Origin of the sequence: Pseudarthrobacter sp. NamE2, from assembly GCF_005796205.1 — a bacterium.
Taxonomy (GTDB): Bacteria; Actinomycetota; Actinomycetes; order Actinomycetales; family Micrococcaceae; genus Arthrobacter.
Map to the genome: position 1 here is coordinate 345,934 of NZ_VAHN01000001.1, position 23,197 is coordinate 369,130.

The 23,197-nt window shown below is 64.0% G+C and carries 26 protein-coding genes; 18 read left to right on the forward strand and 8 right to left on the reverse strand.

Annotated features, from left to right (window positions below; all coding sequences use genetic code 11):
• Positions 1-39 precede the first annotated feature (39 nt).
• Both FDW83_RS01670 and FDW83_RS01680 read right to left on the reverse strand, forming a co-directional pair.
• On the reverse strand, positions 40-1,104 hold the full coding sequence (locus tag FDW83_RS01670) for a spore photoproduct lyase family protein (protein ID WP_138135871.1): 1,065 nt from the start codon (positions 1,102-1,104) through the stop codon (positions 40-42).
• Between the two features lie 111 nt (positions 1,105-1,215).
• A complete protein-coding gene (locus FDW83_RS01680) occupies positions 1,216-1,824 on the reverse strand; it encodes a polyprenyl synthetase family protein (RefSeq protein ID WP_240720799.1) in 609 nt (202 codons plus the stop codon).
• A 35-nt stretch (positions 1,825-1,859) separates the two neighbouring features.
• Between FDW83_RS01680 and idi the strand changes: the two genes are divergently transcribed.
• The gene (idi, locus tag FDW83_RS01685) at positions 1,860-2,405 is read left to right on the forward strand and encodes an isopentenyl-diphosphate Delta-isomerase (protein WP_138135872.1); all 546 of its coding nucleotides are present in this window, start codon (positions 1,860-1,862) and stop codon (positions 2,403-2,405) included.
• Here idi and FDW83_RS19715 read toward each other — a convergent pair.
• The gene (locus FDW83_RS19715) at positions 2,372-3,178 is read right to left on the reverse strand and encodes a glycosyltransferase family 2 protein (protein ID WP_205754647.1); all 807 of its coding nucleotides are present in this window, start codon (positions 3,176-3,178) and stop codon (positions 2,372-2,374) included. The two genes, idi and FDW83_RS19715, sit on opposite strands and share 34 nt — an antisense overlap.
• The gene (locus FDW83_RS01695) at positions 3,175-3,852 is read right to left on the reverse strand and encodes an LmeA family phospholipid-binding protein (RefSeq protein ID WP_138135873.1); all 678 of its coding nucleotides are present in this window, start codon (positions 3,850-3,852) and stop codon (positions 3,175-3,177) included. Before FDW83_RS01695 ends, FDW83_RS19715 begins: the two co-directional genes overlap by 4 nt.
• A 469-nt stretch (positions 3,853-4,321) precedes the next feature.
• On the opposite strand from FDW83_RS01695, the gene FDW83_RS01700 reads away from it, so the two are divergent.
• The 7 genes from FDW83_RS01700 to FDW83_RS01725 all read left to right on the forward strand — a co-directional run bounded on the left by FDW83_RS01700 (position 4,322) and on the right by FDW83_RS01725 (position 9,095).
• A complete protein-coding gene (locus FDW83_RS01700; RefSeq protein ID WP_240720802.1) occupies positions 4,322-5,044 on the forward strand; it encodes a CHRD domain-containing protein in 723 nt (240 codons plus the stop codon).
• A gap of 24 nt (positions 5,045-5,068) precedes the next feature.
• Positions 5,069-5,569 (forward strand): class F sortase, encoded by a 501-nt coding sequence (locus FDW83_RS01705; RefSeq protein ID WP_240720803.1) that lies wholly within the window; start codon positions 5,069-5,071, stop codon positions 5,567-5,569.
• Between the two features lie 34 nt (positions 5,570-5,603).
• Positions 5,604-5,774 carry a hypothetical protein gene (locus FDW83_RS19345; protein ID WP_240720804.1) on the forward strand — a complete coding sequence of 57 codons (171 nt, stop codon included), beginning with the start codon at positions 5,604-5,606 and terminating at the stop codon, positions 5,772-5,774.
• A 48-nt stretch (positions 5,775-5,822) separates the two neighbouring features.
• Positions 5,823-6,461 (forward strand): hypothetical protein, encoded by a 639-nt coding sequence (locus FDW83_RS01710; protein WP_138135874.1) that lies wholly within the window; start codon positions 5,823-5,825, stop codon positions 6,459-6,461.
• A 266-nt stretch (positions 6,462-6,727) separates the two neighbouring features.
• Positions 6,728-7,336, forward strand: coding sequence for a flavodoxin family protein (locus tag FDW83_RS01715; protein WP_138135875.1), 609 nt, complete (start codon positions 6,728-6,730; stop codon positions 7,334-7,336).
• 172 nt (positions 7,337-7,508) lie between these two features.
• Positions 7,509-7,766 (forward strand): hypothetical protein, encoded by a 258-nt coding sequence (locus FDW83_RS01720; protein WP_138135876.1) that lies wholly within the window; start codon positions 7,509-7,511, stop codon positions 7,764-7,766.
• A 741-nt stretch (positions 7,767-8,507) separates the two neighbouring features.
• Positions 8,508-9,095, forward strand: a complete 588-nt coding sequence (locus FDW83_RS01725; protein ID WP_138135877.1) for an alpha/beta hydrolase — start codon at positions 8,508-8,510, stop codon at positions 9,093-9,095.
• A 75-nt stretch (positions 9,096-9,170) separates the two neighbouring features.
• Here FDW83_RS01725 and FDW83_RS01730 read toward each other — a convergent pair whose 3' ends face one another.
• Positions 9,171-9,761, reverse strand: coding sequence for a hypothetical protein (locus tag FDW83_RS01730; RefSeq protein WP_205754648.1), 591 nt, complete (start codon positions 9,759-9,761; stop codon positions 9,171-9,173).
• A 554-nt stretch (positions 9,762-10,315) separates the two neighbouring features.
• Here FDW83_RS01730 and FDW83_RS01735 point away from each other — a divergent pair.
• The 6 genes from FDW83_RS01735 to FDW83_RS01765 all read left to right on the forward strand — a co-directional run bounded on the left by FDW83_RS01735 (position 10,316) and on the right by FDW83_RS01765 (position 16,459).
• Complete coding sequence (locus FDW83_RS01735; RefSeq protein ID WP_138135878.1) at positions 10,316-11,005, forward strand: SipW-dependent-type signal peptide-containing protein; 690 nt, start codon at positions 10,316-10,318, stop codon at positions 11,003-11,005.
• Positions 10,992-11,552, forward strand: coding sequence for a signal peptidase I (locus tag FDW83_RS01740; RefSeq protein WP_138135879.1), 561 nt, complete (start codon positions 10,992-10,994; stop codon positions 11,550-11,552). The genes FDW83_RS01735 and FDW83_RS01740 overlap by 14 nt, the downstream gene beginning before the upstream one ends.
• Positions 11,549-12,247: a hypothetical protein gene (locus FDW83_RS01745; protein ID WP_138135880.1), complete on the forward strand. Its 699-nt coding sequence runs from the start codon at positions 11,549-11,551 to the stop codon at positions 12,245-12,247. Before FDW83_RS01740 ends, FDW83_RS01745 begins: the two co-directional genes overlap by 4 nt.
• On the forward strand, positions 12,244-13,941 hold the full coding sequence (locus tag FDW83_RS01750; protein ID WP_138135881.1) for a choice-of-anchor G family protein: 1,698 nt from the start codon (positions 12,244-12,246) through the stop codon (positions 13,939-13,941). The genes FDW83_RS01745 and FDW83_RS01750 overlap by 4 nt, the downstream gene beginning before the upstream one ends.
• A 190-nt stretch (positions 13,942-14,131) precedes the next feature.
• A complete protein-coding gene (locus FDW83_RS19350; RefSeq protein WP_240720805.1) occupies positions 14,132-14,368 on the forward strand; it encodes a hypothetical protein in 237 nt (78 codons plus the stop codon).
• Between the two features lie 483 nt (positions 14,369-14,851).
• Positions 14,852-16,459: a HAMP domain-containing sensor histidine kinase gene (locus FDW83_RS01765; protein WP_138135882.1), complete on the forward strand. Its 1,608-nt coding sequence runs from the start codon at positions 14,852-14,854 to the stop codon at positions 16,457-16,459.
• Positions 16,460-17,022: 563 nt separating this feature from the next.
• On the opposite strand, the gene FDW83_RS19355 is transcribed toward FDW83_RS01765, so the two are convergent.
• On the reverse strand, positions 17,023-17,250 hold the full coding sequence (locus tag FDW83_RS19355) for a methyltransferase domain-containing protein (RefSeq protein ID WP_240720806.1): 228 nt from the start codon (positions 17,248-17,250) through the stop codon (positions 17,023-17,025).
• Positions 17,251-17,610: 360 nt separating this feature from the next.
• On the opposite strand from FDW83_RS19355, the gene FDW83_RS01775 reads away from it, so the two are divergent.
• Genes FDW83_RS01775 through FDW83_RS01785 form a run of 3 tightly spaced genes read left to right on the forward strand, consistent with a single transcriptional unit; the run spans position 17,611 to position 19,631 of the window.
• Complete coding sequence (locus FDW83_RS01775) at positions 17,611-18,255, forward strand: biotin transporter BioY (protein WP_138135883.1); 645 nt, start codon at positions 17,611-17,613, stop codon at positions 18,253-18,255.
• 9 nt (positions 18,256-18,264) lie between these two features.
• Positions 18,265-19,011, forward strand: coding sequence for an energy-coupling factor ABC transporter ATP-binding protein (locus FDW83_RS01780; protein ID WP_138135884.1), 747 nt, complete (start codon positions 18,265-18,267; stop codon positions 19,009-19,011).
• Positions 19,008-19,631, forward strand: a complete 624-nt coding sequence (locus FDW83_RS01785) for an energy-coupling factor transporter transmembrane protein EcfT (protein WP_138135885.1) — start codon at positions 19,008-19,010, stop codon at positions 19,629-19,631. The genes FDW83_RS01780 and FDW83_RS01785 overlap by 4 nt, the downstream gene beginning before the upstream one ends.
• A gap of 15 nt (positions 19,632-19,646) precedes the next feature.
• Here the strand turns inward: FDW83_RS01785 and FDW83_RS01790 are convergent, their stop codons facing one another.
• Both FDW83_RS01790 and FDW83_RS01795 read right to left on the reverse strand, forming a co-directional pair.
• A complete protein-coding gene (locus FDW83_RS01790) occupies positions 19,647-20,834 on the reverse strand; it encodes a thiolase family protein (protein WP_138135886.1) in 1,188 nt (395 codons plus the stop codon).
• Positions 20,824-22,230: a class I adenylate-forming enzyme family protein gene (locus FDW83_RS01795; RefSeq protein WP_138135887.1), complete on the reverse strand. Its 1,407-nt coding sequence runs from the start codon at positions 22,228-22,230 to the stop codon at positions 20,824-20,826. The genes FDW83_RS01790 and FDW83_RS01795 overlap by 11 nt, the downstream gene beginning before the upstream one ends.
• A 60-nt stretch (positions 22,231-22,290) precedes the next feature.
• On the opposite strand from FDW83_RS01795, the gene FDW83_RS01800 reads away from it, so the two are divergent.
• Positions 22,291-23,172 (forward strand): neutral zinc metallopeptidase, encoded by an 882-nt coding sequence (locus tag FDW83_RS01800; RefSeq protein WP_138135888.1) that lies wholly within the window; start codon positions 22,291-22,293, stop codon positions 23,170-23,172.
• Positions 23,173-23,197 lie beyond the last annotated feature (25 nt).

Genomic DNA, 23,197 nt, shown 5'->3' on the forward strand with positions numbered 1-23,197 from the left:
ATCGGTCCAGTCTAGCGCGCGGCCTTGTCCGTCCGATCCCTAGAACGCGTACCGGATCCGGCAATAGGGCGCTATTTTCGCAATGAGATCCGTGAGCTGCCGCACGTAGCGCGCCTTGGTTCCGGAGCGGTAGCGGACGTTGCTGAAGCCGTTCGAGGAAACCTTGGATTCCTGCAGGTCCGGCCGCCACAGGACCTGCTCCGCCTGCGGATGCCACCCGAGGTTGACCTCATGGAGCCCCTCATTGTGGGTCAGGAAGATCACCTCCGCCGCCAGCTGGGCTTTCGCCGCGGGCGTCAGCACCTCGTCGAGCTGGCGCAGCAGTTCTTCCCAGTCAATGAGCCAGGTGTCGGTGATGATCACCGGCGAAAAGTTCACATGCACTTCGTAGCCGGCTTCCACGAAGTCGTTTATGGCCGTCAGGCGCTCAGGGACCGGGGAAGTCCGCACGTCAATGGACTTGGCAAGGGCCGCCGGCATGAGGGAAAAGCGGACCCTTGTGCTGCCGCCATGGTCCCAGCCGAGCATTGCCGGGTTCACGTACTTGGTGGCGAAGGACAACTTCGCGTTGGGCAGCCCCCGGAACAGGCCGACAAGGTCCTCCACGTTGTCGCTGATGAGTGCGTCAACAGAACAGTCGCTGTTTTCACCGATGTCGTAGACCCACAGATCCGGGTCGCACTGGTTCGGCTCCAGCTTGATGCCCTGGCGTGCGGCGTGCCGCTCCAAAGACCCTGCGATCTGGTCAATGTTCGCGAAGACCGTCACAGGGTTGCTGTACCCCTTGTGCCGCGGGACGTAGCAGTAGGCACACGCCATGGCGCAGCCGTTGGCCGTGGACGGGGCGATGAAGTCCGCGGAACGGCCGTTCGGTTTGACGGTAAGGGCCTTTTTCACGCCGAGGACCAGTGCCTCAGTCTTGATCCGCGACCAGCGGGGAACGTTGGTCTCATCACCGTGCAGTTCCGGGATGTTCCAGTGGTTGTCCACCAGCACCACCTCGGCATCCGGCCAGCGGTCAACGATTTCCCGGCCCCGGGAAAGTTCCAGCGCGGCAGGCTGCGCGAAGATCCGGCGGATCTGCAGCAGCCGGTTGAATTCCATGCTCCCTATTCTTTCAAGGCACGGTCCGGGCCGGGCCCGGTTAAGCCCAGGGCATCATGGTTCAGCGGACGGCCGCGTACCAGATCAGCAGCATGGCCACGAAGAACCCGGTCACATAGTTAAGCCACAGGAACCGTTCCCAGCCGCGGTGGGCCTGTTCGGCGTCACGGTCCGCCAAGGCTGCGAACGGAACGATATTGGCCACATACGGCAGGATTCATCCATAAGCATGCTGAGCCTCCCCCGGGTGGCGGGCTCGGCGTCGACCTCCCCCAGCAGCCGGTATGCGTTGGCCAGCGCCAGGTCGCCGGCAATCACGCCTATGGACAGTCCCGTGTGTTCCGCACGTTCGGGGCTGCTGCCGTGGGATGCGGCGAGGTTGCGGTAGGTCCCTGAGACGTTGGGCACGCCGCGGCGGGTGAAATCGCGGTCCACCACGTCGTCGCGCACAATCAGCGCGGTGTGCAACAGCTCGAAGGAGGCGGCCACGGTGGCAGCTGCGGTTGTGTCGCAGCCGCCGAGCAGCTGGTACCCGGCCATCACAAGGCGGGGGCGGAAGCGCTTGCCGCCTACGGTACCGGCCTCAAGGTGCTCCCACATGGCGTGGTAGTCGGCGTGCACCACCTTGGCGCGCGACTTCTCCCGCGTGAAGAAGGACGTCAGGACGTCATCCACGGGCCGGCTGTCGATTGAACCGGCTGATGTGGTGTCCTTGTCCATGGGTGAAGTAAACACGCACAACACATGGGAGCGAAATGAACCGCAGCGCAGAGCTGGTTGTCCTGGCCGCCGAGGACGGAACGCCCATCGGCACCGCGGACAAGGCCACGGTTCACACCGCCTCCACCCCACTGCACCTGGCCTTTTCCGTGCATGTTTTCGACGATGCCGGCCGCCTTCTCCTGACCCGGCGGGCGCTCGCAAAACGCGCGTGGCCGGGCGTCTGGACCAACTCTTTCTGCGGCCACCCCTCCCCCGGGGAGGACACCGAAGATGCCGTGCTGCGGCGCGCCGGGTACGAGCTGGGGCTTCGGCTGGATCAGTTGGAGCCCCGGCTGCCGGACTTCCGGTACCGGGCAGTGGACGCGTCAGGAGTGGTCGAAAACGAAATCTGCCCCGTCTACACCGCCCGCGCTGCCTCCCCCCTCACGCCGCGTGATGACGAGGTCATGGAGTGGCAGTGGGCGGATCCATTGGACGTTACAACGGCCGTGGCCGCTGCTCCGTGGGCCTTCAGCCCCTGGTTGACCCTGCAGCTGCCGTTGCTCTATCCCGCGCAGTTCCGCCCGGCAATCGGGTGAACGCTACAAGAGGGGGTTACTGCCTCCGGCTGCCCGGCGGCGCTCGCTGCCGGCACGAAGGCTCCTGCGCCAGCGCTCCCACGGCGGCACCTGGCGCCAGTGCAGGGCAAACGTGTGGAACGCGCGGTGGAGGCGGCGTCGCCCCGCGGCGCCTCCTTCCAGGGAGCGGGCGGAGATGCCGACCCGCAGGTGACGGTCGTACGCCGTGCGCATCGTGGGCTCGAGGACGAAGCCGAGGTCGACGTCGTCGTGGACGTTCTCATCGTGGCTGACGAGGTGGCGGACCCTTTCCCATCCTCGCGCCGGAAGGCGCAGTTTGAGCCGAACGGTGGCCAGTGGGCCAACGCGGCGCCCATCAGCAGGAAGTAGGCCTGCATGTAGCCCAGTCCGGCGAGCCGGGCACGGACCGGGCCCGTGCCGTAGAACTCCCCGGGCCCGGTGAGGACTGCCAGGTCGGCCTCGCGCAGGAAACGGTTAGCGATTCGCTCCAGCCAATCCTGCGGCGGAACGGTGTCCGCGTCGCATCGGACAATCACGTCGCCAACGGCTGCATCGTAACCGGCGGAAGCGGCGGCGGCGATCCCGGGCGTTTTTTCGACGAGCACCCGCGCCCCATGCCTGGCTGCCACGTCCCCGCTGTCATCGGAAGAATTGTTGTCCACCACGATGATCTCCAGCGGAACGACAGTCTGTGCGTTTAGTGCTGCCAGGCAATGCTCCAGGAACGCGGCGTCGTCCTTGCACGGAATGACTACGGACAGGGATGGGTTCACGGGCCGAGCCTGACATCCTCGCCCCGCAGGCTGGCGCGGATGCCGTCGTCGCGGACTGCAACGTCCTGGAGCACGAGGCCCGCGGGCAGGCCCTCAATTTCGTGTTCAATGGTCACGAGGCTGCGGACCACCGCCGCGGTCCCCCCGGAGAAGAAGGCGGGACCACCAAGATCGATGGAGCGTGGCTCGACAACGAGTTTGCCGCCTTCCGCGTGGACCGTGCCAGTAGCGGTGACGCGCAGTTCCCGGCCCAGTGCCTCTATTGTGCGGACTACCCTTGCCTGGCCGCTGTCTGCTGCACTGACGACGGTTCCGCCGCCGAGTTCACGGGCGACGACATCAAAGGGCACGGTTGCATCCACGGCGAGCCGCCCGACAACCGTCCCCTCAGGGCCGGTGACGACGTCCTCCCCTACTGCGTGGACGTCACGGAGCGTCGACCCGGCGCTCCTCACCGTTCCGGAATCCAGCACCAGGTCCCCGAACCACAGCTCGTCACCGCGCAGGTCCGAGGGAGCCTCCGCCTCCGCTTCCCTGGTGTTCGGCGGCGGCACCGCTTCACCTCGGCTGGCCGGCTTGCTCCCCGCCCACCAGAGGGCCCCAACCAGAATTCCCAGGACAAGGAGCATCCCGGCAGCACCGATGAGCCAATCCTTCACACGCGTCCACTCCACAAGGACAGTTTGAAGGGTCTCTTCATGGGACGCGAACATGAGGCTGGATGAACCAGCTCCACATCGGAAGCTCTTCCGCCTGCCGGCGTGGCCGTCCAGGGACACCACGGGGCCCAATTCCACGCCGGCGGCGAAAAAGCTGCGGCAACACCGGCATCAACGTCAACACCGGTGCGTTGTACGGGTTTGTTTTGTTCGTGATCAACGACTGGATAGCGCTCCCTGGCCCCACGGATTCCAAATGCCATTGCGCTGCGGGCATAAGGTTCGCGGACTTACCGGGGAACGCGTCCTGGCGGAATGCCCGGGCAAAAGGGTTTGTGGGGCGGGACACGCTTGCACCCATCCGTTATGGCTGTTGTTTCGAAGTACGTATGTCCTTCCTTTTGGGGCGCCAACATCACATGCGTGAATGAGGAGAAATTGAAATGAATAAGACACTCCGCTTCATGGCAGTACCCACCTTGCTTTGGGCGCCCTCGCCCTGTCCGGCTCCCCTGCGATGGCAGCGGACCAGTCCTACCAGACCACCCTGGGCCAGCTCAACGGGAGCTCTGCCTCCGGCACCGTCACGGTTGATGTCACCGGCAATCAGGCCCATGTTGTCCTGAAGGTCTCGGGATTGCCCGCGACGTTCATGGACGCCCCGTACCCGCACGTCCAGCACATTCACGGCGGCAAGCAGGGCATTTGCCCGGCCCCTTCCGCGGACACGAACGGCGATGGCGTCGTTTCCACCACCGAGGGTGACCCCGCCTACGGCCCCATCCTCACCACCCTGTCCACCAGCGGTGACACCAGCCCGGCCGCCGGCACGGATCTTAAGCTCGCCGGCCAGGGTGCCTCCTACACTGTGGACCGCACGTTCGAATTGAACGCCGAGACCAAGGCTTCCCTGGAAGCAGGGACCGCGCTGGTGGTCGTTCATGGTTTGGATCCGGCCACCCTGAGCCCTGCAGCAGCGGAGGCAAAGAGCGATATTGTTCCGAGCCTTCCGCTGGCTGCCACCTCGCCTGCACTGTGCGGGACGTTGACTGCCGGGCAGATGAAGATGCCGGCTGGTGGTGCTGACACCGGCGTCGCCCAGGAGTCCGGCACCGACACCGGCGCCCTTGCCTTGGGCGGCGGCCTTGCCCTGGTCGCCCTCGCCGGCGGCGCCTACGTCATCCACCGTCACAACGCAGCAGCCTAGGCACCGGCTAAGCGGAATGCTGCTGTGACAATCATGAATTCCGGCCGCCGCGGAGGTCTCGGGGCCTCCACGGCGGCCGGGGTTCTGCTCCTGCTGTCCCTGGCCGGCTGCGCCGGCGGACCCGCCGCCACTCCCGACGCCGGCTCTGCGCAGTCCGCTTCCGTCTCATCTCCGGCTGCGCCCGGCACGGCCCCTGTTCAGCCCCCGGCTCCGGCCGAACCCTCGGCTGCTGCCCCCGCGGCCGCCCCGCCCGGGGAGCGGCTTCCGCCGGTGATGGGGGCTTCGGCTCCGCTCACCGTGAGCATTCCCTCGATCGGGCTCCGGACCGGCCTCCTGCACCTGGGGTTGCGGGAGAACGGCTCCCTGGAAGTCCCTGCGGATACCGGCAACGGCGCACCCGCCAGCTGGTACAACCTCTCGCCCACGCCGGGGGAAGGCGGGCCCTCGGTGATGCTGGGCCACGTGAACGCTCTGGGCGGGAACAAGGGTGTCTTCGCGGACCTGCGCAAACTCCCCCCGCGCTGAGATCAACGTTTTCCGAACCGATGGCAGCACGGCCGTGTTTACCGTGGACCGCGGCGCCCTGTATCCCAAAAACGGGTTTCCCACCCTGGAGGTCTACGGCAACACGGACGGGGCCGAACTGCGGCTGATCACCTGCGACGGCTACGACCCCGCCACCGGGGAGTTCGACGACAACTACGTCATCTACGCCACACTCAAAACCTGACAACGGCCGCCAACTCAAAAAGTACGGCGGCCAGAACAAGGAAGAGCCATGAAACAGAGCAACCCCCTGCTGGCCTCCCTGGCCATGACCGCGCTGCTGCTGTCCGGCTGCGCAGCAGCGACCGGATCCGCTGCCGCGCCATCAGAGGTTCCGGCGACGACCGCGCCGGCAGCAGCAGCAGCAGCAGCGGCCGGGCACTCCGGCAGCGGGCATCACGGCCAGGAACCGGCTGCGCCGCAGGCGAAGGCGGGCGGGCCCAGCGACGCTGCCCTGATGGTCTGCGGGGACCAGCCAAAGGACAGGCTCGCCTCCATCCTGGACCTCGACTTTGCCCCGCACACCATCAGTGACTGGGCCAACAACACCTTCACCTGCACGTATCACCTGGCCGAAGGGGACCTGGTAATCTCCGTTCAGGAAGCCGCGGACAAGGCATCGGCACTGAACTACTTTGACCCGATGCAGGCCCTCGCCCAAGAAGCCACCCCCGTTGACGGTCTGGCGAATTTTGGCTTCCCGGCCTACGAAACGGCACAGGGATCGGCAGTTTTTCAAAAAGACAGCTTCGTCCTGCACGTGGACGCCACCGACCTGCCCGCCACAATCGGGCCGGACAGCATCACCAGGATTGCCCTGGCCTACCAGCTCTCCACCACGATCCTCGCCTGCTGGGTCGAACACCACTGACACCCCAGCGTTCTGCCCCCCTGCCCAACGGGTTGCGCGTGCCTTTGCGCCCGTGCGACCCCATAAGACCCGCCGGTGAGACCTTCCCGGCAGAGACCTGACGGTGGCGCAAGTCTTCACAGAAGATGCTTTCCCCGTTATCGTCTGGCTCGGGAGGCGTTACCCACCTAGTCCCGTCCCGCAGTGAGTGGGTAACGCCTGATGGGCGGAACCGGCAGCAGAACCAGGCTCTACTACGACAAACTCAACACAAAGAAGGATGACCCATGGCTGACCTGACCGCACTCGCCCTCATCTGCTCCCTCACCCCCACACCGGAGCCGTCCAGCAGCGAGCTGCTGGCACGCCACGTCCTTGATGCACTGCAAAACCAGGGCACGGTCACGGCGTCACTGCGGGTGGTCGATCACAACGTGATGCCCGGAGTCCGGATCGATATGGGCGACGGCGACGCCTGGCCCGGGATCCGCGACAGGATCCTCGCCGCCGACATCCTGGTCCTCGCCACCCCCATCTGGATGGGCCACCCCTGCAGCCTCGCCCAACGCGTCATCGAACGCCTCGACGCCGACCTGTCCGAAACAGACGACGCCGGCCGGCCCGTTATGTACGGCAAAGTAGCGATCGTCGCCGTAGTGGGCAACGAAGACGGCGCCCACAAAGTCAACGCCGACATGCAACAGGCACTCAACGACGTCGGGTTCACCATCCCGGCCCAGGGCGGCACCTACTGGGTCGGCGAGGCCATGCACACCGTGAACTACAACGACCTCGACAGCGTTCCCGAAAAAGTCGCCGCCACCACCGCCGGAGCCGCCCGCAACGCCGCACACCTCGCCCGTACCCTCAGCGCCGCCCCCTACCCCGCCCCCTGAAGCCCGTCGCAATGGCCGGGAAACCGCACATAACCCCGGCAACAAACGTCGAAACCCCAATGAAATTACCCGCTCGAGGCGTGCAAGCCGCTAAGTTCCGGGCCAATTGCATCACGCGTACGGGGTGGGCCCGGACGCATCGCTCCTGTTGTATTGATGAAAGGCATCCGTCATGACCCATCCGCATTTTGAGGCTTTTCTTACCCAGGCAGTTGATGATGGACAGGACAGGGAGATGGGTCTGGGTCCGGACGAGCTGTACGGACTCTACACAAGCTGGTGCCTGCTCAACAGCGAAGAACCGCAGGCCCCAAAGGCCCTCTGGCAGGCGCTTGAGAAGCATGACATTAAACCCGGGCACAACCACCTGGGCATGAAAGGACCGGCAGCGGCCGACTACATCATCGCCAGCGCACCTGACCTGGTTTGACGGCACCATACAGGGGAGGAACAACGCGGGTATCGGGTCTCAGCCGGCGATGTCTTCCAAAGCCCATGGAGAGGATCTCTAGCCCAAAGCGCCTCAGCTCGTTCATGGCGTGCAGCTAGGAATCGAACTCGAATTGTTGCGCCTGCCTGCCGTTCGTTCAGTACCGCAACCACAGCTCGTGGGGCTGCCAGTTGCCCTGCTCAGTCAGGTTCAACGCCGTCCGCCGTGGATCGTCCCCCGCCTGTTACCGCCATCGCGGTCCTCGTGCAGGGACCTGAGATTAAGCGCTACCGCTTCACGGATCCCATCAACAAACCCGGATCAGGTCAAAAATAATGAAATAGAAAGACGGGGATCACCCTTGGCATCCGGGAGGACCGGACGATACCGGGAGTAACCAAAGCGGCTATGGTACGAGAGTTTCATCCTCCCGAAGGGTTTTCAACCGGTGTACCGTCGGGGTCTTCCGTGATGGGACGGCTCTCCTCGGGTTTGGTGCTCGGTTTCTCGGTCTGAGGATCGTTGGGTTCGCCGGTGGGCTGCTCTTGTGTTCCTTCGCTCACGATGTTCCTCCTGTGGCTTCCGTTTCCGTGTCCGATCAGGCAATCCCACCATAGATGGGCGCACATTTACAGGGCCAACAGCGAGGATGCTATGGCCGGCGGGCTGGCAGGGCTTTCGGTGCTTTCCTTCAGTGCTTGCCCCTGTACCCCCGGTGCGGATAAGCCATAGGGTCAGCTTATGAGCAAAGAAACCAGCGTCAGCCCGACTCATCCCGTCCAGCGCGCCATCATTGTTCACGGATACGAAGCGGCGCCGGACGCACACTGGTTTCCTTGGCTCCAAGGGGCGCTCGAGGCTGAAGGCACACATGTCACGGCCGTCCCCCTCCCGGCCCCGGACGCTCCTGAACCGGCAGCGTGGGAGAGAGCGGTCAATGCAGCACTTGGAGTGCCGGACGGACGAACGGTGATAGTTGCGCATTCTCTCGGTGCAATTACTGCCCTACGGGTGCTTGCAGCCATGCCGGAGCCGTGGGAGCTGGGAGGTCTTGTCCTGGTAGCCGGCTTCGTTGTACCGCTGGAGGCATTGCCGGAACTGGACCGATACCTCGCAACTGACGTTGACGTGGAACGCCTGGCGAGGAACATCCGTAAGCGGACTGTAATCCGCTCCGACACGGACCCTTTTGTGCCGCCGGCAGCATCAGATGACCTCGCCAAACGCCTCGACGCACAGCTGCAGGTCCACCCTGAAGCCGGGCACTTTATGGCGAAAGATGGGGTGACAACGTTTCCGGCTGTGCTCGACCTGCTGCGATCGCGCTAGGGAGAAGGCGGCTCTTCGAGGCGGCGCCCCACCAGAAAGCATTCCTGTCCCAGGCTGCAGTGACCGGTTGCGTGTCTAGTGATGGTTCCCGGCTCTGATCGAGGACAGGAGCAGGAGCAGGACGAACAACGGGATAAGGACCAGGCCTGGAACCATGTGCCCAGCAGGAGGCCGCCGAGCACCGTCCCGGTAATGGAGCCCAGCGTCATCGCGTGAAGGAACCGTTTGTTCTGGCCCAGGACGGCGAAAGCTTTTGTCTCTGCTGAACCGGGCGGACGCCACCAGCATGGTGGGCAAAGATACGGCCAGGGACAGGCTGCCTGCGATCTTGATGTCGGTGCCGTAGAGCATGACGATCGTGGAGATGCGCAGTTCCCCGTCCGCGACTCCCATCAAGGCGGCAACGCCGCCGGTGATGATGCCGGCCAGGAGGTTCAGGACGATGATCCAATAGGGCGAGAGCTCCCCTATGGGGACCGCGACGAGGCGTGCCGGCAGGGCCGTGATGATCAACAACAGGCTCATGGCCTTGTTCATGATGATGGCCTGCAGCGCGGCAAAGCCAGAGACCCCAATGAGCAGGGGCAGCCGGAACTCCGCACCACCCAAACCAATCATGCCGCCCAGGACGCCAATGATGGCTCCGGCGAAGAAGACCCAAGCCAAGGAAAGGACTGCTGGCGTGCCCCTGCTGGCATCAGCGGCAGCGGGGCGGTGCTTTTCATAACTGAAAATTATTTGCACGAGACAGAGGCTTGGCGGGGTGGATTGGTTTCTCATGCCCAAGCAGCTTTGGCGCTCCTAAAAAACTGCAGGGTGAACGGTAAGGTTCAGGTCACACGGCTCTCCAGCCGTTTCTGCAGGCTCCGCGGCAACGAATTGTGCCACCAGCCGGCACCCATCCAGCCAAGTCCTACTAGCCGCCGACCAGCTTGTCCGCCGGCATTCACTCGGACTCCCTTCCAAAAAAGGGATGTAGCAAGCCAGCTGCTGGTTTGTCGCAGCGAAGCCACTGGGTTCTAACCGTTCCGGGTGGTTCCCTCGGGTGCTGACAGTTCCCGATGGGCTACCGGTCGAACTCGTTCCCGACAGCATTTATGCGCAATTTCGGGAATCTTGACCCTCTCTTTCAAATTTACGGCAAGTGGTTGTGATGTTTTGGAAGAGGCAAGAACGGAACAAGACCGCTTGCCAAGGTCTCTATTTTTTCGGGGGTTGTGATGGAAACTGTAAAAGCGAGCCGTTGGACCAAGGGCAGGGCACTTCTTGCCGGTGGCCTGGTGTTGGGCGTAGGCGCCGCGGCGACGTTGGCTGCATGGACGGATGACGAGTGGGTTTTCGGTGGTTCGGGAAACGGTGACGGCACTGGGCCGAACACGCCTGGCACCGGGGTTTACCGCATGCAGCAGAACACGTGGGCCGGCGCGTCCGGAGCCGTGAAATGGACGGATGAAAAGGATGCCAACGGTGGTGCCCTGACTTTCACGGTCGATCCCGGAAAGCTGATACCGGGGAAGACTGTGTACTCTCCCATGCAGCTCCGGACTGTGGCGGGATCGGAAGCACTCGATGTTTCCCTCGCTGAGGGTATTCAATCCGCTCTAAACCGGGGTGCGGACAACAGCCAGGCCCTGTACGCTGCATTGACCTATGGCGTGTTCAAGGGTGTGGGCAAGGCTGCGTGCGAGGCCGGGACCGTGAGCGGCGGGTCCGAGGTCGTGCCGGCAGGGTCGGCCCTGACAACCGCCTCCGCCACGACCTTTCCTCTGGCCGCCGGCACTGACGCAGCGACCCCGGGTGAACCGGAAAACCTGTGCTTTGCGCTGACTCTTCCGGCCACTGCCAGCGCTGACCTTCAGGGGCTGAACACGGTGCCCGTATGGCGGTTCACCAGCAGTGTCGGGCAGTAGCGCACAAAAGCGCCTTCTACGGCCGCTACTGAAGGCCGGTAAAGAAGCCGGGCTGACGATCCTGGCCCTCGCTGGCGGCTTCAGTCTGCTTGCTGTCCTGGCCGGGGTTCTGCTGAACATCAGCCTGGTTGTCTTCCGGACCGGGTCTATGTCACCGGGTATCAATCCCGGTGACATCGCCGTGGTGCAGGAAGTCCCGGCCGCATCGTTGCAGCAAGGTGAAGTGGCCACGGTCCAACGTGAGGGCTCTGCCCTCCCCGTCACGCACCGCGTTGTTGGTAACGTAGCCGATCCGGCGGATCCGCAAAAGGTCCTCCTCACCATGAAAGGTGACGCAAACAGCTCAGAGGACCCGGTCCGCTATAACGTCCACACCGCCAAAAGACTGTTGTTCTCGGTACCTGCCCTTGGCCACTGGGTCATGCGCCTGCAAACTCCAGGGCTTATGGGCGTCTGCACCGTTGTCATGGCATCCCTTGTCACCTGGACATTCTGGCCCAAGAACAACCCGGGTCCGCTGGCGTCTTTGCAGGCGGGTTCCGAATGATCCGGTTGAAGCCGGCCCTTCGGTGGGCCAAGGCCGGCAGTTTCGTGGCCGCGGCCACCTTATGCCTGGGCCCACCTTCCGTGGCGGCGGCCGCCCCGATAGATGTTTTCGAACCGATGGTAGAGGTTGTTGAAAACGGTCAGCCGGGACTGCTGAGCCTGAGGTCCTCCGTGTCCCCTCTTGAAATTGCCTGGCTTGATCCCGGGGAGAGTTTCAGCTGGCAGATCGGCCTGAACCTGACTGGTCAAGCCGCTGCGAACGCGTCCTTGGAGTTCATCCCGCATGGGGGGCTGACACAACCCGACACGGGATATGTCCTCACAGCGCAGCGATGCGAGACCCAATGGGCAGGTTACAGCGGCACCGACTCTCATCTGAGCTGCACCTCCGGCGTGAAAACCCTCATGACCGATGTGGCACTTGAACACGGGCCAACGGCCCGCATTCCAGTTGGGGATGTCATCGCCGGCACAAGCCCGCACATACTTTTCACCCTGACCAGGCCCTACGGAAGCAAAACAGCTGACTCCTTCACGTTCGCGCTCGGAGTTACCGTAATGGGCGAAGACCCAACAAAAGACAGCGCCCTGCCCAAAACCGGGATCGCAAGCGGAGGCCTCCTCGCCGCTGCGGCCGCCACTCTCGGGGCCGGGTTCATCGCTGTGCTTTTCAGCAGAAAGGCAGGCAACAAATGACAGCGGCAGCGGGACAACTAAGACGCGGCCTGCTGATGGGTGGAATCATGGCCGCGTCTTTGGCCGTTACCGGTACAACTCTGACAAACGCGGCCTGGACGGACAACGAGTATGTTCACGCCCATAACGTTGGAACGGACGGCCGATGCGAACAGGACAGCGGAACAACTACTACGGCCTCGGCCCGGCAACTCTCCGGCACGCTGCTGAACTCGAACCTGGACTCGGTGGCCGCGCTGCATGGGCTCAGCGTCACCAACGACGGCGCCGGCACCAGCACCGCCAGCGCCAATGCCATACGCATTAACCCTGACACCTTCATGGCGCCGTTGGATGCCAGCGCCCTCAACACCGATCTCCTGCAGCTCTCACTCCCGCTCGGGCTGCCGGTTGGATCCGCCGACGTCTACAGTCAATGGGGTCAAACGCTGAACAACGGCAACACCACCGCAGCCAGCGGACTAATCACGGACAGCGGCGGGGCCTTGGGACTTGGACAGACGCAGAACCCCGACAATCCCCCAGTCATGGCAACCCTCAACTTGGGTGCAGTTATCCCCACGGCACTGGCCGGCATAACCCTGGACGTAGGGGCCGCGTCAAGTATCGCCGAACTCACCTACTGCGGTGATCTCGGCAATGGCTGGCAGGGTCCACTGCCCGATCCACTAGTAGAACGCTCTTATCAGGCGTCCGCCCTGAACCTCAACGCTGACATGCCGACACTGGACGCGGCAGCAGCCGGGGCAGACACGCTTCTCCGCGACGTAAACTCCAAGCTGCAGGCCGCCCAACCAGGACTCTCCGCCGCAGTCGCGCAGGACCTCATCGCCGCGTCCACTCCGCTCCTTGGTGGGCTCGACTCCCTAACCCCAGCCGACGTCGAAACCGAAGTGAAACTTGACCTTTCACAACTGGATCTGACAGCCGCGAAGGTCCTGCTCACCAGCACTATGACCGACGCTCAAGGTCTCATTACCGTCGATTTCGGCTCCGGCGTTGCCCGCATCAACCTCGCTAAGGCCGAGGGTGGGATCAACAGCCTTAACGGCAAGGCCCCGAACACAAAAATCGCCCTAGACCAGGACATAACCAACCAGCTGTCCACCGCACTGACCCAAGTATTAGATACCTGGCGAGCCAAGGTCATCACAGCAGTACAGCAGGCTATCCGCGCTACCCCCGCCAGTGTCACAGCAACCGTGACCGTCAGATCACTGGGCATTCCCGTTGGCGAAATAGGCCTTGGCCTCGGACCCGTAACAACCGGTCAACTGCTGGACCTACACTACGGCGTCCCCGGGACACCCGTTGCCCCGGTAACCACGTCACTGAAACTGCTCGTGCTAAGCCCACCAATCACTGCCCTAGACACACTGGCCTCGGGGCTGGCTGCCGCTCTGCCCTTCATCTCTGGCAAGGCACTGCACAACGGACTCATTCTGGGAGTCGTGGAAACCCTCAACACTTCACTCCAGGAACAGACCAGCCCTGTAGGACCGGCCCTGGCCAAAGCCCTCGAACAAGTCAACGCCCTGCTCTCGATCACGGTCAACGTCCAACCCGACCAGCCCGGCTACCCCGGCACAACAAAGTCCACCCCGCTTAGTGTGACCGCACTACAGATATCACTCGATCCAATAACTGCCCTGGACCTCTCAATCGCCACCTCCTCAATCGCCTACACCGATTAGCAGCCCGGGAGACCCACCCCAGAGCCTCTGTCAAGCATTCTTGGACGACACGGAACGTATTTTGAGCCCAAGTGGGATGGGTTCCTTCACCCTCGCCGTCGTGAATGCGGATCGGGTGATGCTTTGGTCCAGGCAGGGCAAGGAACTTACCCGGGTTCTGCCGGGCGTGGCTGCAGTCCTCTAGGATCAGGTGCCACCTTTTGTGGTCCCGGACGGCGAAGCCGTCATCTGGAACAAGGATTGGCTGGACTTCGACGCACTGCAGCAACGCACGGTCACCTCCAGGGCAGCCTTGCCGACCCTGGCCAAAGAGCTGCCGGCCTCTTTCGCGGCTTTCGATGTGCTGGCCGTCGCCGGGCAGACACCCGGTCCATGCCGTGGCTTCTGCGCGGCCGCAAAAGACCGCAAAGTCCACCACGCGAGGTAGGCCGCACCCATCCGTTTCAGCATGATCAATGCCGTAGGGAACTCCGTCACCACAGCACGGACTCCCAATCCCCGAAAAATAAGTACCACGTCACTGGCGACGCAGAGCGCCACCAGTGCAATGGTGCGACATAAGGCGATCACAGAAGGTCGCCATATAGGCGATAATGGACTCTCCCTATAGGTCCTTCGGCGCGCCCGGAACTCCACCCAGGAACGGTGGTGTTTGCTGGTCTGAGCGATATACGTGGGTTGCTCCTTCGACCAGCCGGCTCCCACAAACCGTCGCCGACTCGCTGGATCGGTTGGCGTTGGACTTCCCTGAATCAAGGAAAGCTCAGGATCATCACAATAAGTACCGATAAGGGATCAACACCCCACGTGCAGGCGTAATGCCGCGCTTTGGTGGTACTTCTTCCTTATGCTGTCCTCACGGGCACCACGCCTTTTAATCTGACTTCTGGGGGGAAGGGCCGCGGTGATTATGCGGGATACGTCGGTTTTTATGCCGTTGGATGACTTTTTCAGCAAGATAGGCAGGCGCCGGGCCATCGTTTTATGCCAGATCCCGGTATCGCTGGCAATGGGTCTCATAACTTTTTTCACGTTTCTTTTCAGCCCTGCCTCGCTTACAAACGCTGTCTTCCTCATAACCCTGGTGCTCCATCTACTGATTCTTGTGGCCAGCCTCGCCTGTCCCTGGAACCGGCTTCCTGCCGCGGCCTTCGTGGTCATACCTGTGGCAGATTGCTTGGCTTTGGCCGTTACCAGAGAAGTCGGCGGACCCGTCTTGAGCATCGTAGGGCTGCTAATTGCGTTCCCGGTGATCTGGCTTGCCGTAAGCGCCAGCAAGACGCGGCTGGCGTTGGCCATCACGGCCCCTCTTCTTGGAACTATCGTCTCCCCGCTCGCGCTGGGAAGTGAAATTGAACAGAGGGAACTGATTCGCATGATTCTGTTTCCGGTCATTATGGGAGGTTTAGCTATCACCGCCCACCTGGTAGCAGAAGGCGTGCTGAAGCACAGGAACATCAGAGATCAGAAAGACCGGGAACTGGTCCGCCTCCATGAGTCCACGAAAAATCATGAGCAGTTACTTGATGCGGTCCTCGAGACGGTGAACGTAGGCGTGTGGGCCATTGATACTGATGGCGGTGACATTCTTACCAACCGCCGCCTACGAGCAGATCGGACGATGGCTCAGCAAATGCCGGGCGTCAACCCGTTCGTGGTAGGACCTGATCAGTCCGCCCAAGCAATGCCTGATCATCCAGCAAAACTCGCACTAAAGGGTGACAGTTTCACCAACAAGTTGATACGCGTCGGGGCTGGTGAACAGCAACAAAGCTTTTCCGTCACAGCGAAACCTCTTCAGGACAAGGAAGGTCGGCAGAAAGGCTCCGTTCTGGCGTTTACTAATGTCACGGACCTGGTGACGGCTCTCGAAGCCAGAGATAAGTTCGTCGCCACGGTATCCCACGAGCTCCGAACTCCCCTTACGCCCATGCTCGGCTATCTGGAACTCCTAAAAGATGAACCCGATGCAGGGTACATCGACGTCATCGATAGAAATGCTCAACGCTTGCTGACCCTGATTAACGACCTTCTCCTCGTCGCCTCGGAGGATCTCGAAATACGCCGCCGACCGGCTAACCTCTCCAAACTTCTGAAACAGGCAGCCCGAAATGCGGAACCTGAAGCATCGGCCAAAGGTATAACTCTCAACAACCATATCCCGGGCGGCCTTCAGGCCGAGGTGGACCCGGAACAGTTCACCCGCGCCATCACACTGCTACTGTCCAATGCCATCAAGTTTTCGCCTAATGGCAGCGAGGTGAAAATCGGGCTGAGGCAACACAACGACCGGTTCACCTGCTCCATTCAGGACCAGGGCATAGGCATGACGGAGGAAGAACAAGAGCATGCATTCACCAAGTTCTTCAGATCCGACCACGCCATGAAGACCGCTGTCCCCGGGGCCGGCCTCGGACTGTCCATCAGCAAAGCCATCATCGAAGCACATAACGGACAAATCCGCCTCAAGAGCAGGCCCGGCGGCGGCACGACTGTCACCGTAAGCCTCTCTACCTGAGTGTCTTCACCGCCAGTAACGGGTTCCTTACCGTGGGTTCGATCGTGCCACACTCCGTTGGGACTGGCTATGGCTGCCCCGTTACGGTCCGCAGCCCTACGGTTCCGATCCAAAGCCTAGAGGGTGCCCGGTGTACAACTGTTCGCCTGGGCTGCCTGACAGTGTGAGGGTCCCGGGCTCGGTGCCTTTGCCTTCCAATTTTCGGGGGATTTGACGGTAGTGGGGTTGGCCATCAGGCTGGCTCCTGCTGCGTTGAGTTGCCGGGTTCGCGTGGCGCCCCGTTCTCCCTCAGCTTTGGTCAACGTGAATATCCCATAGCGCATCGCACCAGTACGGTAGGCCAGGATCAGACGGAGAATGCTCAGAACGTAGATGTGATTGCGTGCGCCAGACGACGAGGCGACGGGTCTGCCGATCGACGAGCAAGGGCTTCACAAGTCGCCGGGCGCAAATCGTCCAAGTGCGCGCCACACCGCCACTGACATCCGCCAGCGATCCCAAAGCCCGCCGCCAGTGCCATCACCTCATAGTCCTCGCTCGTGCCCAGAGAGGGCAGGCGCCCTTCACGGCAGATCGGTTCGAGCAGGTGGGCGAACCTTCCAACCGCTGGCATTTGTCTCGGCGAGCCACGCGCACACGATAAAGCGGCTGCCGGGCGACAACACGCGGTGCGCCTCGGCGAAGACCCTGGGCTTGTCAACCATGTGCTCGCTCGACTCGATCGCCCAGGCAGCGTTGGCCGAGGCATCCGTGAGCCCACTGACGAGCCGGTCGCGGAGATGGATGTCCACGTCGGGTACGGGATGCGCGGCGGCGTAGAGGAAGTCGAATGCCTGGAGCCGAGTAGGGAAACGACGCGCGCGCTCTCCTTAATCCCACTCACACCAGGCCAAGTGTCTTTCAAGGTGACGGCCAGCGAACCCAAGGTCAGCTACGAGTTGAAGGCCCTCTACGAAAAGGCGCCGCTGTCCAATAGTTCAGTTTCCTTTAAAGGTGTGCCATCCAGTGCCTGTTACTACGGACCACAGTTGTACCCAGCCCTCAGCAGCAGGCAGCGGCTTTAGTAGAGCCCCTACAAAATGGCCCCAGTACCATCCCGGTAGGGTCGGCAGTACATGAGATTCCGCTTGTACAACCCCGACAGGACCGCCATGAGCAACACCCGCACAGCCGTCACCAGCACACCGAACACAGGGCGCCGCCGCTGGAACGCCACAGACCTGGGATTAATCGCCGTCTTCGCCGCCCTGGTAGCGGGGTCCGCCCTGGTGCCCGGACTGGCCGTGAACGGCTTCGGCGTCCCCATCACTTTCCAGACCCTGGCCGTGATGCTCACCGGACTGGTCCTGGGCCCTGGACGGGGCTTCGCCGCCGTCGCACTGTACGTCCTCCTCGGGCTCGCCGGCCTGCCCATCTTCAGCCAAGGCCGCAGCGGCTTGGGCATCCTCGCCGGCCCGTCCGCCGGCTACATCATCGCCTTCCCCATCGCCGCCGGCGTGGTGGGGTGGCTCGCCACCGTGGTCATCCGGCGGACCACCAGGGCCCGCGCCCTCTGGCTCTTCCTCTCCGCAATGGGCACCAGCATCCTGGTGGTGCACACCCTGGGTATCGCCGGTATCGCCCTCAACACCAAGTCCACGCTGGAACAGGCCTTCCTGGGTGACCTGGTCTTCTACCCCGGCGACATCGTCAAGAATATCCTCGCCGCCGTCATTGCCGTCGCCCTCCACCGCGCATTTCCCGACATCCTGGTCCGCCGCGTTCAGCGCAGCTCAGTCCTGCCCGGCAAAGCCTAGGAGCTGCGCATGCCGGCAATATTGTTTGACCAGGTGTCTGTCGCCGTGCCGACGGACACCTCCCCCGAGCCCAAGGTCCTCCTTGACGGTGTGGACCTCCGGCTCGAGGAGCAGCGGGTGGGCGTCATCGGCGCCAACGGCTCCGGTAAGTCCACGCTGCTGCGCCTGGTCAACGGCCTGGTGCAGCCGACCGCCGGAAAGGTCACGGTCGACGGCGACGATACGGCCAGTGCCGTCCGCAAGGTCCGGCGCAACGTAGGTTTCGTCTTCACCGATCCCCTCTCCCAACTGGTCATGCCGACCGGCCGGGAGGACGTGGAACTCTCCCTGCGCCGCTCCGCAAAGAACGGCGCCGAGCGGCGCAGGCTGGCCGAGGCCGCGCTGGACCGGCTGGGGCTCGTCCACCTGGCGGACCAGAGCGTGTACGAGCTCTCCGGCGGTGAACGCCAGCTGATGGCCCTCGCCGCCGTACTCGCGGTGGACCCCGCCGTGCTGGTCCTGGATGAGCCGTCCACGCTGCTGGACCTCCGCAACCGCGAACTCCTGCGCCGGACCCTCGCCGGACTGGACCAGCAGATCATCATGTCCACCCACGACCTCGAGCTGGCCCTGGAGATGGACCGTGTGCTGGTGGTCGAAAAGGGAAGGGTGATGTTCGACGGAGCTGCTGCCGCCGCCGTGGCTGCCTACCGCACCCTGTGCATGGCAGGGCTGGAAGAAGCGCAGGCCCCGGATCTGCGGGGTCCGGGGCGATGAGGGGCCACGGTTTCCTGCTGGCCAGCTACGTCCCCGGCAATTCCCTGCTCCACCGGACACCGCTGGCGGTCAAGTTCCTGCTGGTATTTGCCTGCGGCCTGGCATCCTTCGTGATTGTGGACTGGCGGGTATCGCTGGCCGTGCTGGGGGCCCTGTGCGGGCTGTTCCTGCTCACCGGCGCAGGCATCAAACGGTTGTGGGGCGCCGTGCGCCCCCTTGCCGCGGTCCTGCTGGTGATCGGGCTGTTCCAGTGGTGGCAGCTGGGCGCGCCCACAGCGGCCAGGATCGTGCTCAACATCCTGGTCTGCGTGGTGGCGGCTTCCCTCCTGACCGCCACCACCCCGGTGCAGCAACTCCTGGACGGCGTCGTCAAAGCCGCAACCCCCTTTAGAAAGTTCGGCGCCGACCCTGAGCGCTTTGCGCTCACCATCGGGATAATGCTGCGGAGCATCCCCTACATTGCCGGGACCTTCGCCGACGTCCGGGACTCCGCCCGTGCCCGCGGCCTGGAGCGCAACCCCCGGGCCCTGGTGCTCCCCGTGTTCATCACCTCGGTGGCTTTTGCCCGCCAGACGGGCGAGGCGCTGGCAGCCCGGGGCCTCGGCGAAGCGGAGGACTGAAGCGGCTCCAGCAGCTCAATCCTCGGCGAGCTGCCTGAACTCCAGGAGGGCGGCGGTGCCCATGCCACCGGCACTGCTGATCATCGCCATTCCGCGGCTCCCGGAAACACCGGCACGGCGCGCCTGCGCAAACAGGCGGGTCACCAGAACCGCCCCCGAGGCCCCGTAGGCGTGCCCCAACGCCAGCGCGCCGCCGTCGAGGTTTGCCCTTTCCGGCCGGATTCCCAGCTGGTCGAGGCATGCCAGCGTCTGCGACGCGAACGCCTCGTTGAACTCGATAAAGTCCAACGCTTCGGACGCGATGCCCGCCCGGGCGAGGACACCCTCTGCTGCGACGGCTGCGCCGACTCCCAGGACCTCAGGGTGCACTCCCGCGGTCCCGGCGCCAAGCACCAGCAGGCCGTCCCGGGCACCCAGGCGCCGGACACGTTCAAGGGACGTGATGACGACGGCGGACGCGGCGTCAGCATCAAAGCAGGAGTTACCTGCGGTGACAGTCCCGCCTTCCACGAAGACGGGCGGGAACCTCGCCATCACCGCGGCGGTGAGGCCGCGGCGGGGTCCGTCGTCCACGGCTACCGGGCCGCAAGCATTCTGCAATGGAACAATCTCGTCAGTGAAACGGCCGTTGCGTGCGGCCTCCAGGGCGCGCCGGTGGCTCTCCAGGGCGAAGGCATCCTGGCGCTCCCGGCCCACACCGAATTTTTCCGCCACCGTCTCGGCCGCCTGGCCCATGTCAGGATCGCCGAAGCTGGCCGGCACAAACTGGGCGCGCCGGTAAAAGTCCGCGCCGCCGTCGTCCGTCCGGTGGGCGCGCAACGGCGCAGTGCTGGTGCTCTCCACTCCCCCTGCCAGGTACAGCGGGCTGCCTCCAGCCGCCACCAGCCGCGCTGCGAGGACGATGGCATCCAGGCCGGATCCGCACTGCCTGTCCACCGTGACGCCCGGGACACCCACCGGCAGTCCGGCCTCCAACAACGCGAGACGCGCCACGTTGCCGCCGCCGCCCACGGCGTTCCCGATCAGAACATCGTCCACAGCTGCCGATTCCGTGCCCGTGCCTGTGAGGAGCTGCCGCAGCACCGGCGCGAGCAACTCGTGGGCGCGCAGCTTGCCCAGCGCACCACCGGTACGGCCGACCGGCGTCCGCAGGGCGGCTATGATCACGGGCTGCCGGTCGGGCGGCAGCAGCTCAGTAGCCAAGTGACCGTGCCTTGGGATCACCGGTGCGGATCCATTCGAGCAGCAAGGTCCTGCTCACCTTTCCGCGGTCCGTGACCGGAAGGCCGGCGAGGACGAAGTACTGCAGCGGACGCTTGTCCCGCGGCAGGAGGTCCTCCAGGCCGGCCCGCAACTGGGCGGCCGTGATTCCGCCGTGGGACGGGACAACACCCGCCACCACACGCTGCCCCCGCAGGTCGTCCGGCATGCCGGCAGCTACGGCGGCCGCCACCCCGGGGACCGCAGCAAGCGCCAGTTCCACTTCGTGCGGGTAGACGTTTTTTCCGGAGGTGAGGATCATGTCAGCCCGCCGGCCCAGGATGTGCAGTTCGCCTGCGTCCAGGTAGCCCTGGTCGCCCACCGTGAACCAGTCGCCAAAGGAGCGCAGGGCCTGCCCGTCATCACCCCAGAGGTATCCGTTGCTCACCAGCGCGCTGCGGACGCAAATGTTGCCGGCCTCCCGGTCAGGCAGCGGCGCACCGCCGTCGTCAAGGATGCGGACCTCCACCCCGGGGAAGGGGCGCCCGGTGCCGGTTCCGCCTATGTCCGGCGTACTGCCGGCGGGCAGTCCGGCGCCGGATACGAAGCTCAATTCGGAGGCGCCGTAGTACTCAAAGATGGTGGCGTTCGGGGCCCAGCGCCGGGCCGCTTCCAGGGTCCGGGCATCCAGCTTCGAGCCCGCGCAGATGATGGTGCGGACGCCGGACGCGTCAACGCATCCGGTCAGGCCGCGCTCACTGAGCATGCGCAACATGGTGGGGACCAGCACCAGCCGGGTGACGCGGTCGTGGGTGATGGCGGCGTGGACGTCTCCGACGTCGAAATGCCCGTGGGCCTGGAATTCGGATCCTGCGTAGAGGCACTCGGAGAGGGCGTAAAGGTTGAGGCTCGACGCCAGCGGCCCTGGCGCCAGGGTGACGTCGTCCTGTCGGAGGCCGAAGAACTCGATTGACGCCTCAAAGGACTTTTCCCAGGACTGCCGCGACCGGGTGAACGCCTTGGGCACCGATGTGGTGCCGGAGGTCAGGCCGATGAGGAAGGTGCTGCCTGGCGGCCCGTCGATCAGCCGGTCGTCGGTCGAGACGGCTTCCGGTACTGCTGAAGCGTAGACCCGGCGGACAAGGTCTTCCTGCAGCTGCGGGTGCCATGCCGGGTCCAGGACTGCGCATTGCCGCGCGCCGGCGACGGCCGCGGCGAACCTGACGGCGAAGTCCACGGAATTCGGTGTGCAGAGCGCGGTCACCGCCTTGGTTTCCGGTACCAGCGCCGCGGCGGAATCCCGGAATTCGGCCCACGCCAGGCGCCGGCCTGAGATCACGACGGCGGTGTCGTGGGGCCTTTCGTCGGCCCAGCGCTGGATGTTGTTGAGGAAAGGCATCGGACCAACTTTACCGGCCAGCCCGGATTGCGGCCCGGGCCCGTGGGTATTGTGACTTTTATGAGTTTCAATGACAACGTGCAGCTGGATCCCTCGCAGGTCCAGGACCGGCGGGGCATGGGCCGCGGGGTGAAAGTCGGCGGCGGCATCGGTGGCGGGCTCATCCTGCTCATTGCCACCCTCCTGGGCGTCAATCCGCAGCTCCTTGAGGGCCTGGCCGGCGGCGAGGCGCCGGGACCACAAAGCCAGGGCACCGCTCCCGCCTGCGAGACAGGCGCCGACGCTGATGCGCGCGTAGACTGCAGGATCACCGGCACGGTGAACAGCCTGAACGCGTTCTGGCCGGCCTACCTGCAGCAGTACAACGTCCGCTACCCGCAGCCGGAGACGGTCATCTTCGACCAGGCCGTCAACACCGGCTGTGGAACGGCGTCCAGCGCCGTCGGTCCCTTCTACTGCCCTGCAGACAACACCGCCTACTTTGATCCCGGGTTCTTCACCGAACTGGTTGACCGCTTCGGTTCCTCCGGCGGACCGCTGGCCCAGGAGTACGTGGTGGCCCATGAGTTCGGCCACCACATCCAGAATGTCCTGGGCAACCTGGACCGGGCACAGCAGGATCCGCAGGGCCCCGAGTCCAGTGCCGTACGCGTGGAGCTGCAGGCGGACTGCTACGCGGGCCTGTGGGCAAAGCACGCTTCCACGCAGCCCGGCCCTGACGGCCAGCCGTTCCTGGAGGCCCTCACCCAGCAGGACCTGAACGACGCGCTGTCCGCCGCATCTGCTGTGGGTGATGACCGGATCCAGGAGGCAGCCACCGGCCGGGTCACTCCCGAGGCGTGGACGCACGGCTCCAGCGAGCAGCGCCAGCGATGGTTCTACCAGGGCTACCGGACCGGCGACATCAACCAGTGCGACACGTTCAGCGCGCCCACGCTCTAGCAATCGATGGCTGGGCCCACGCTAC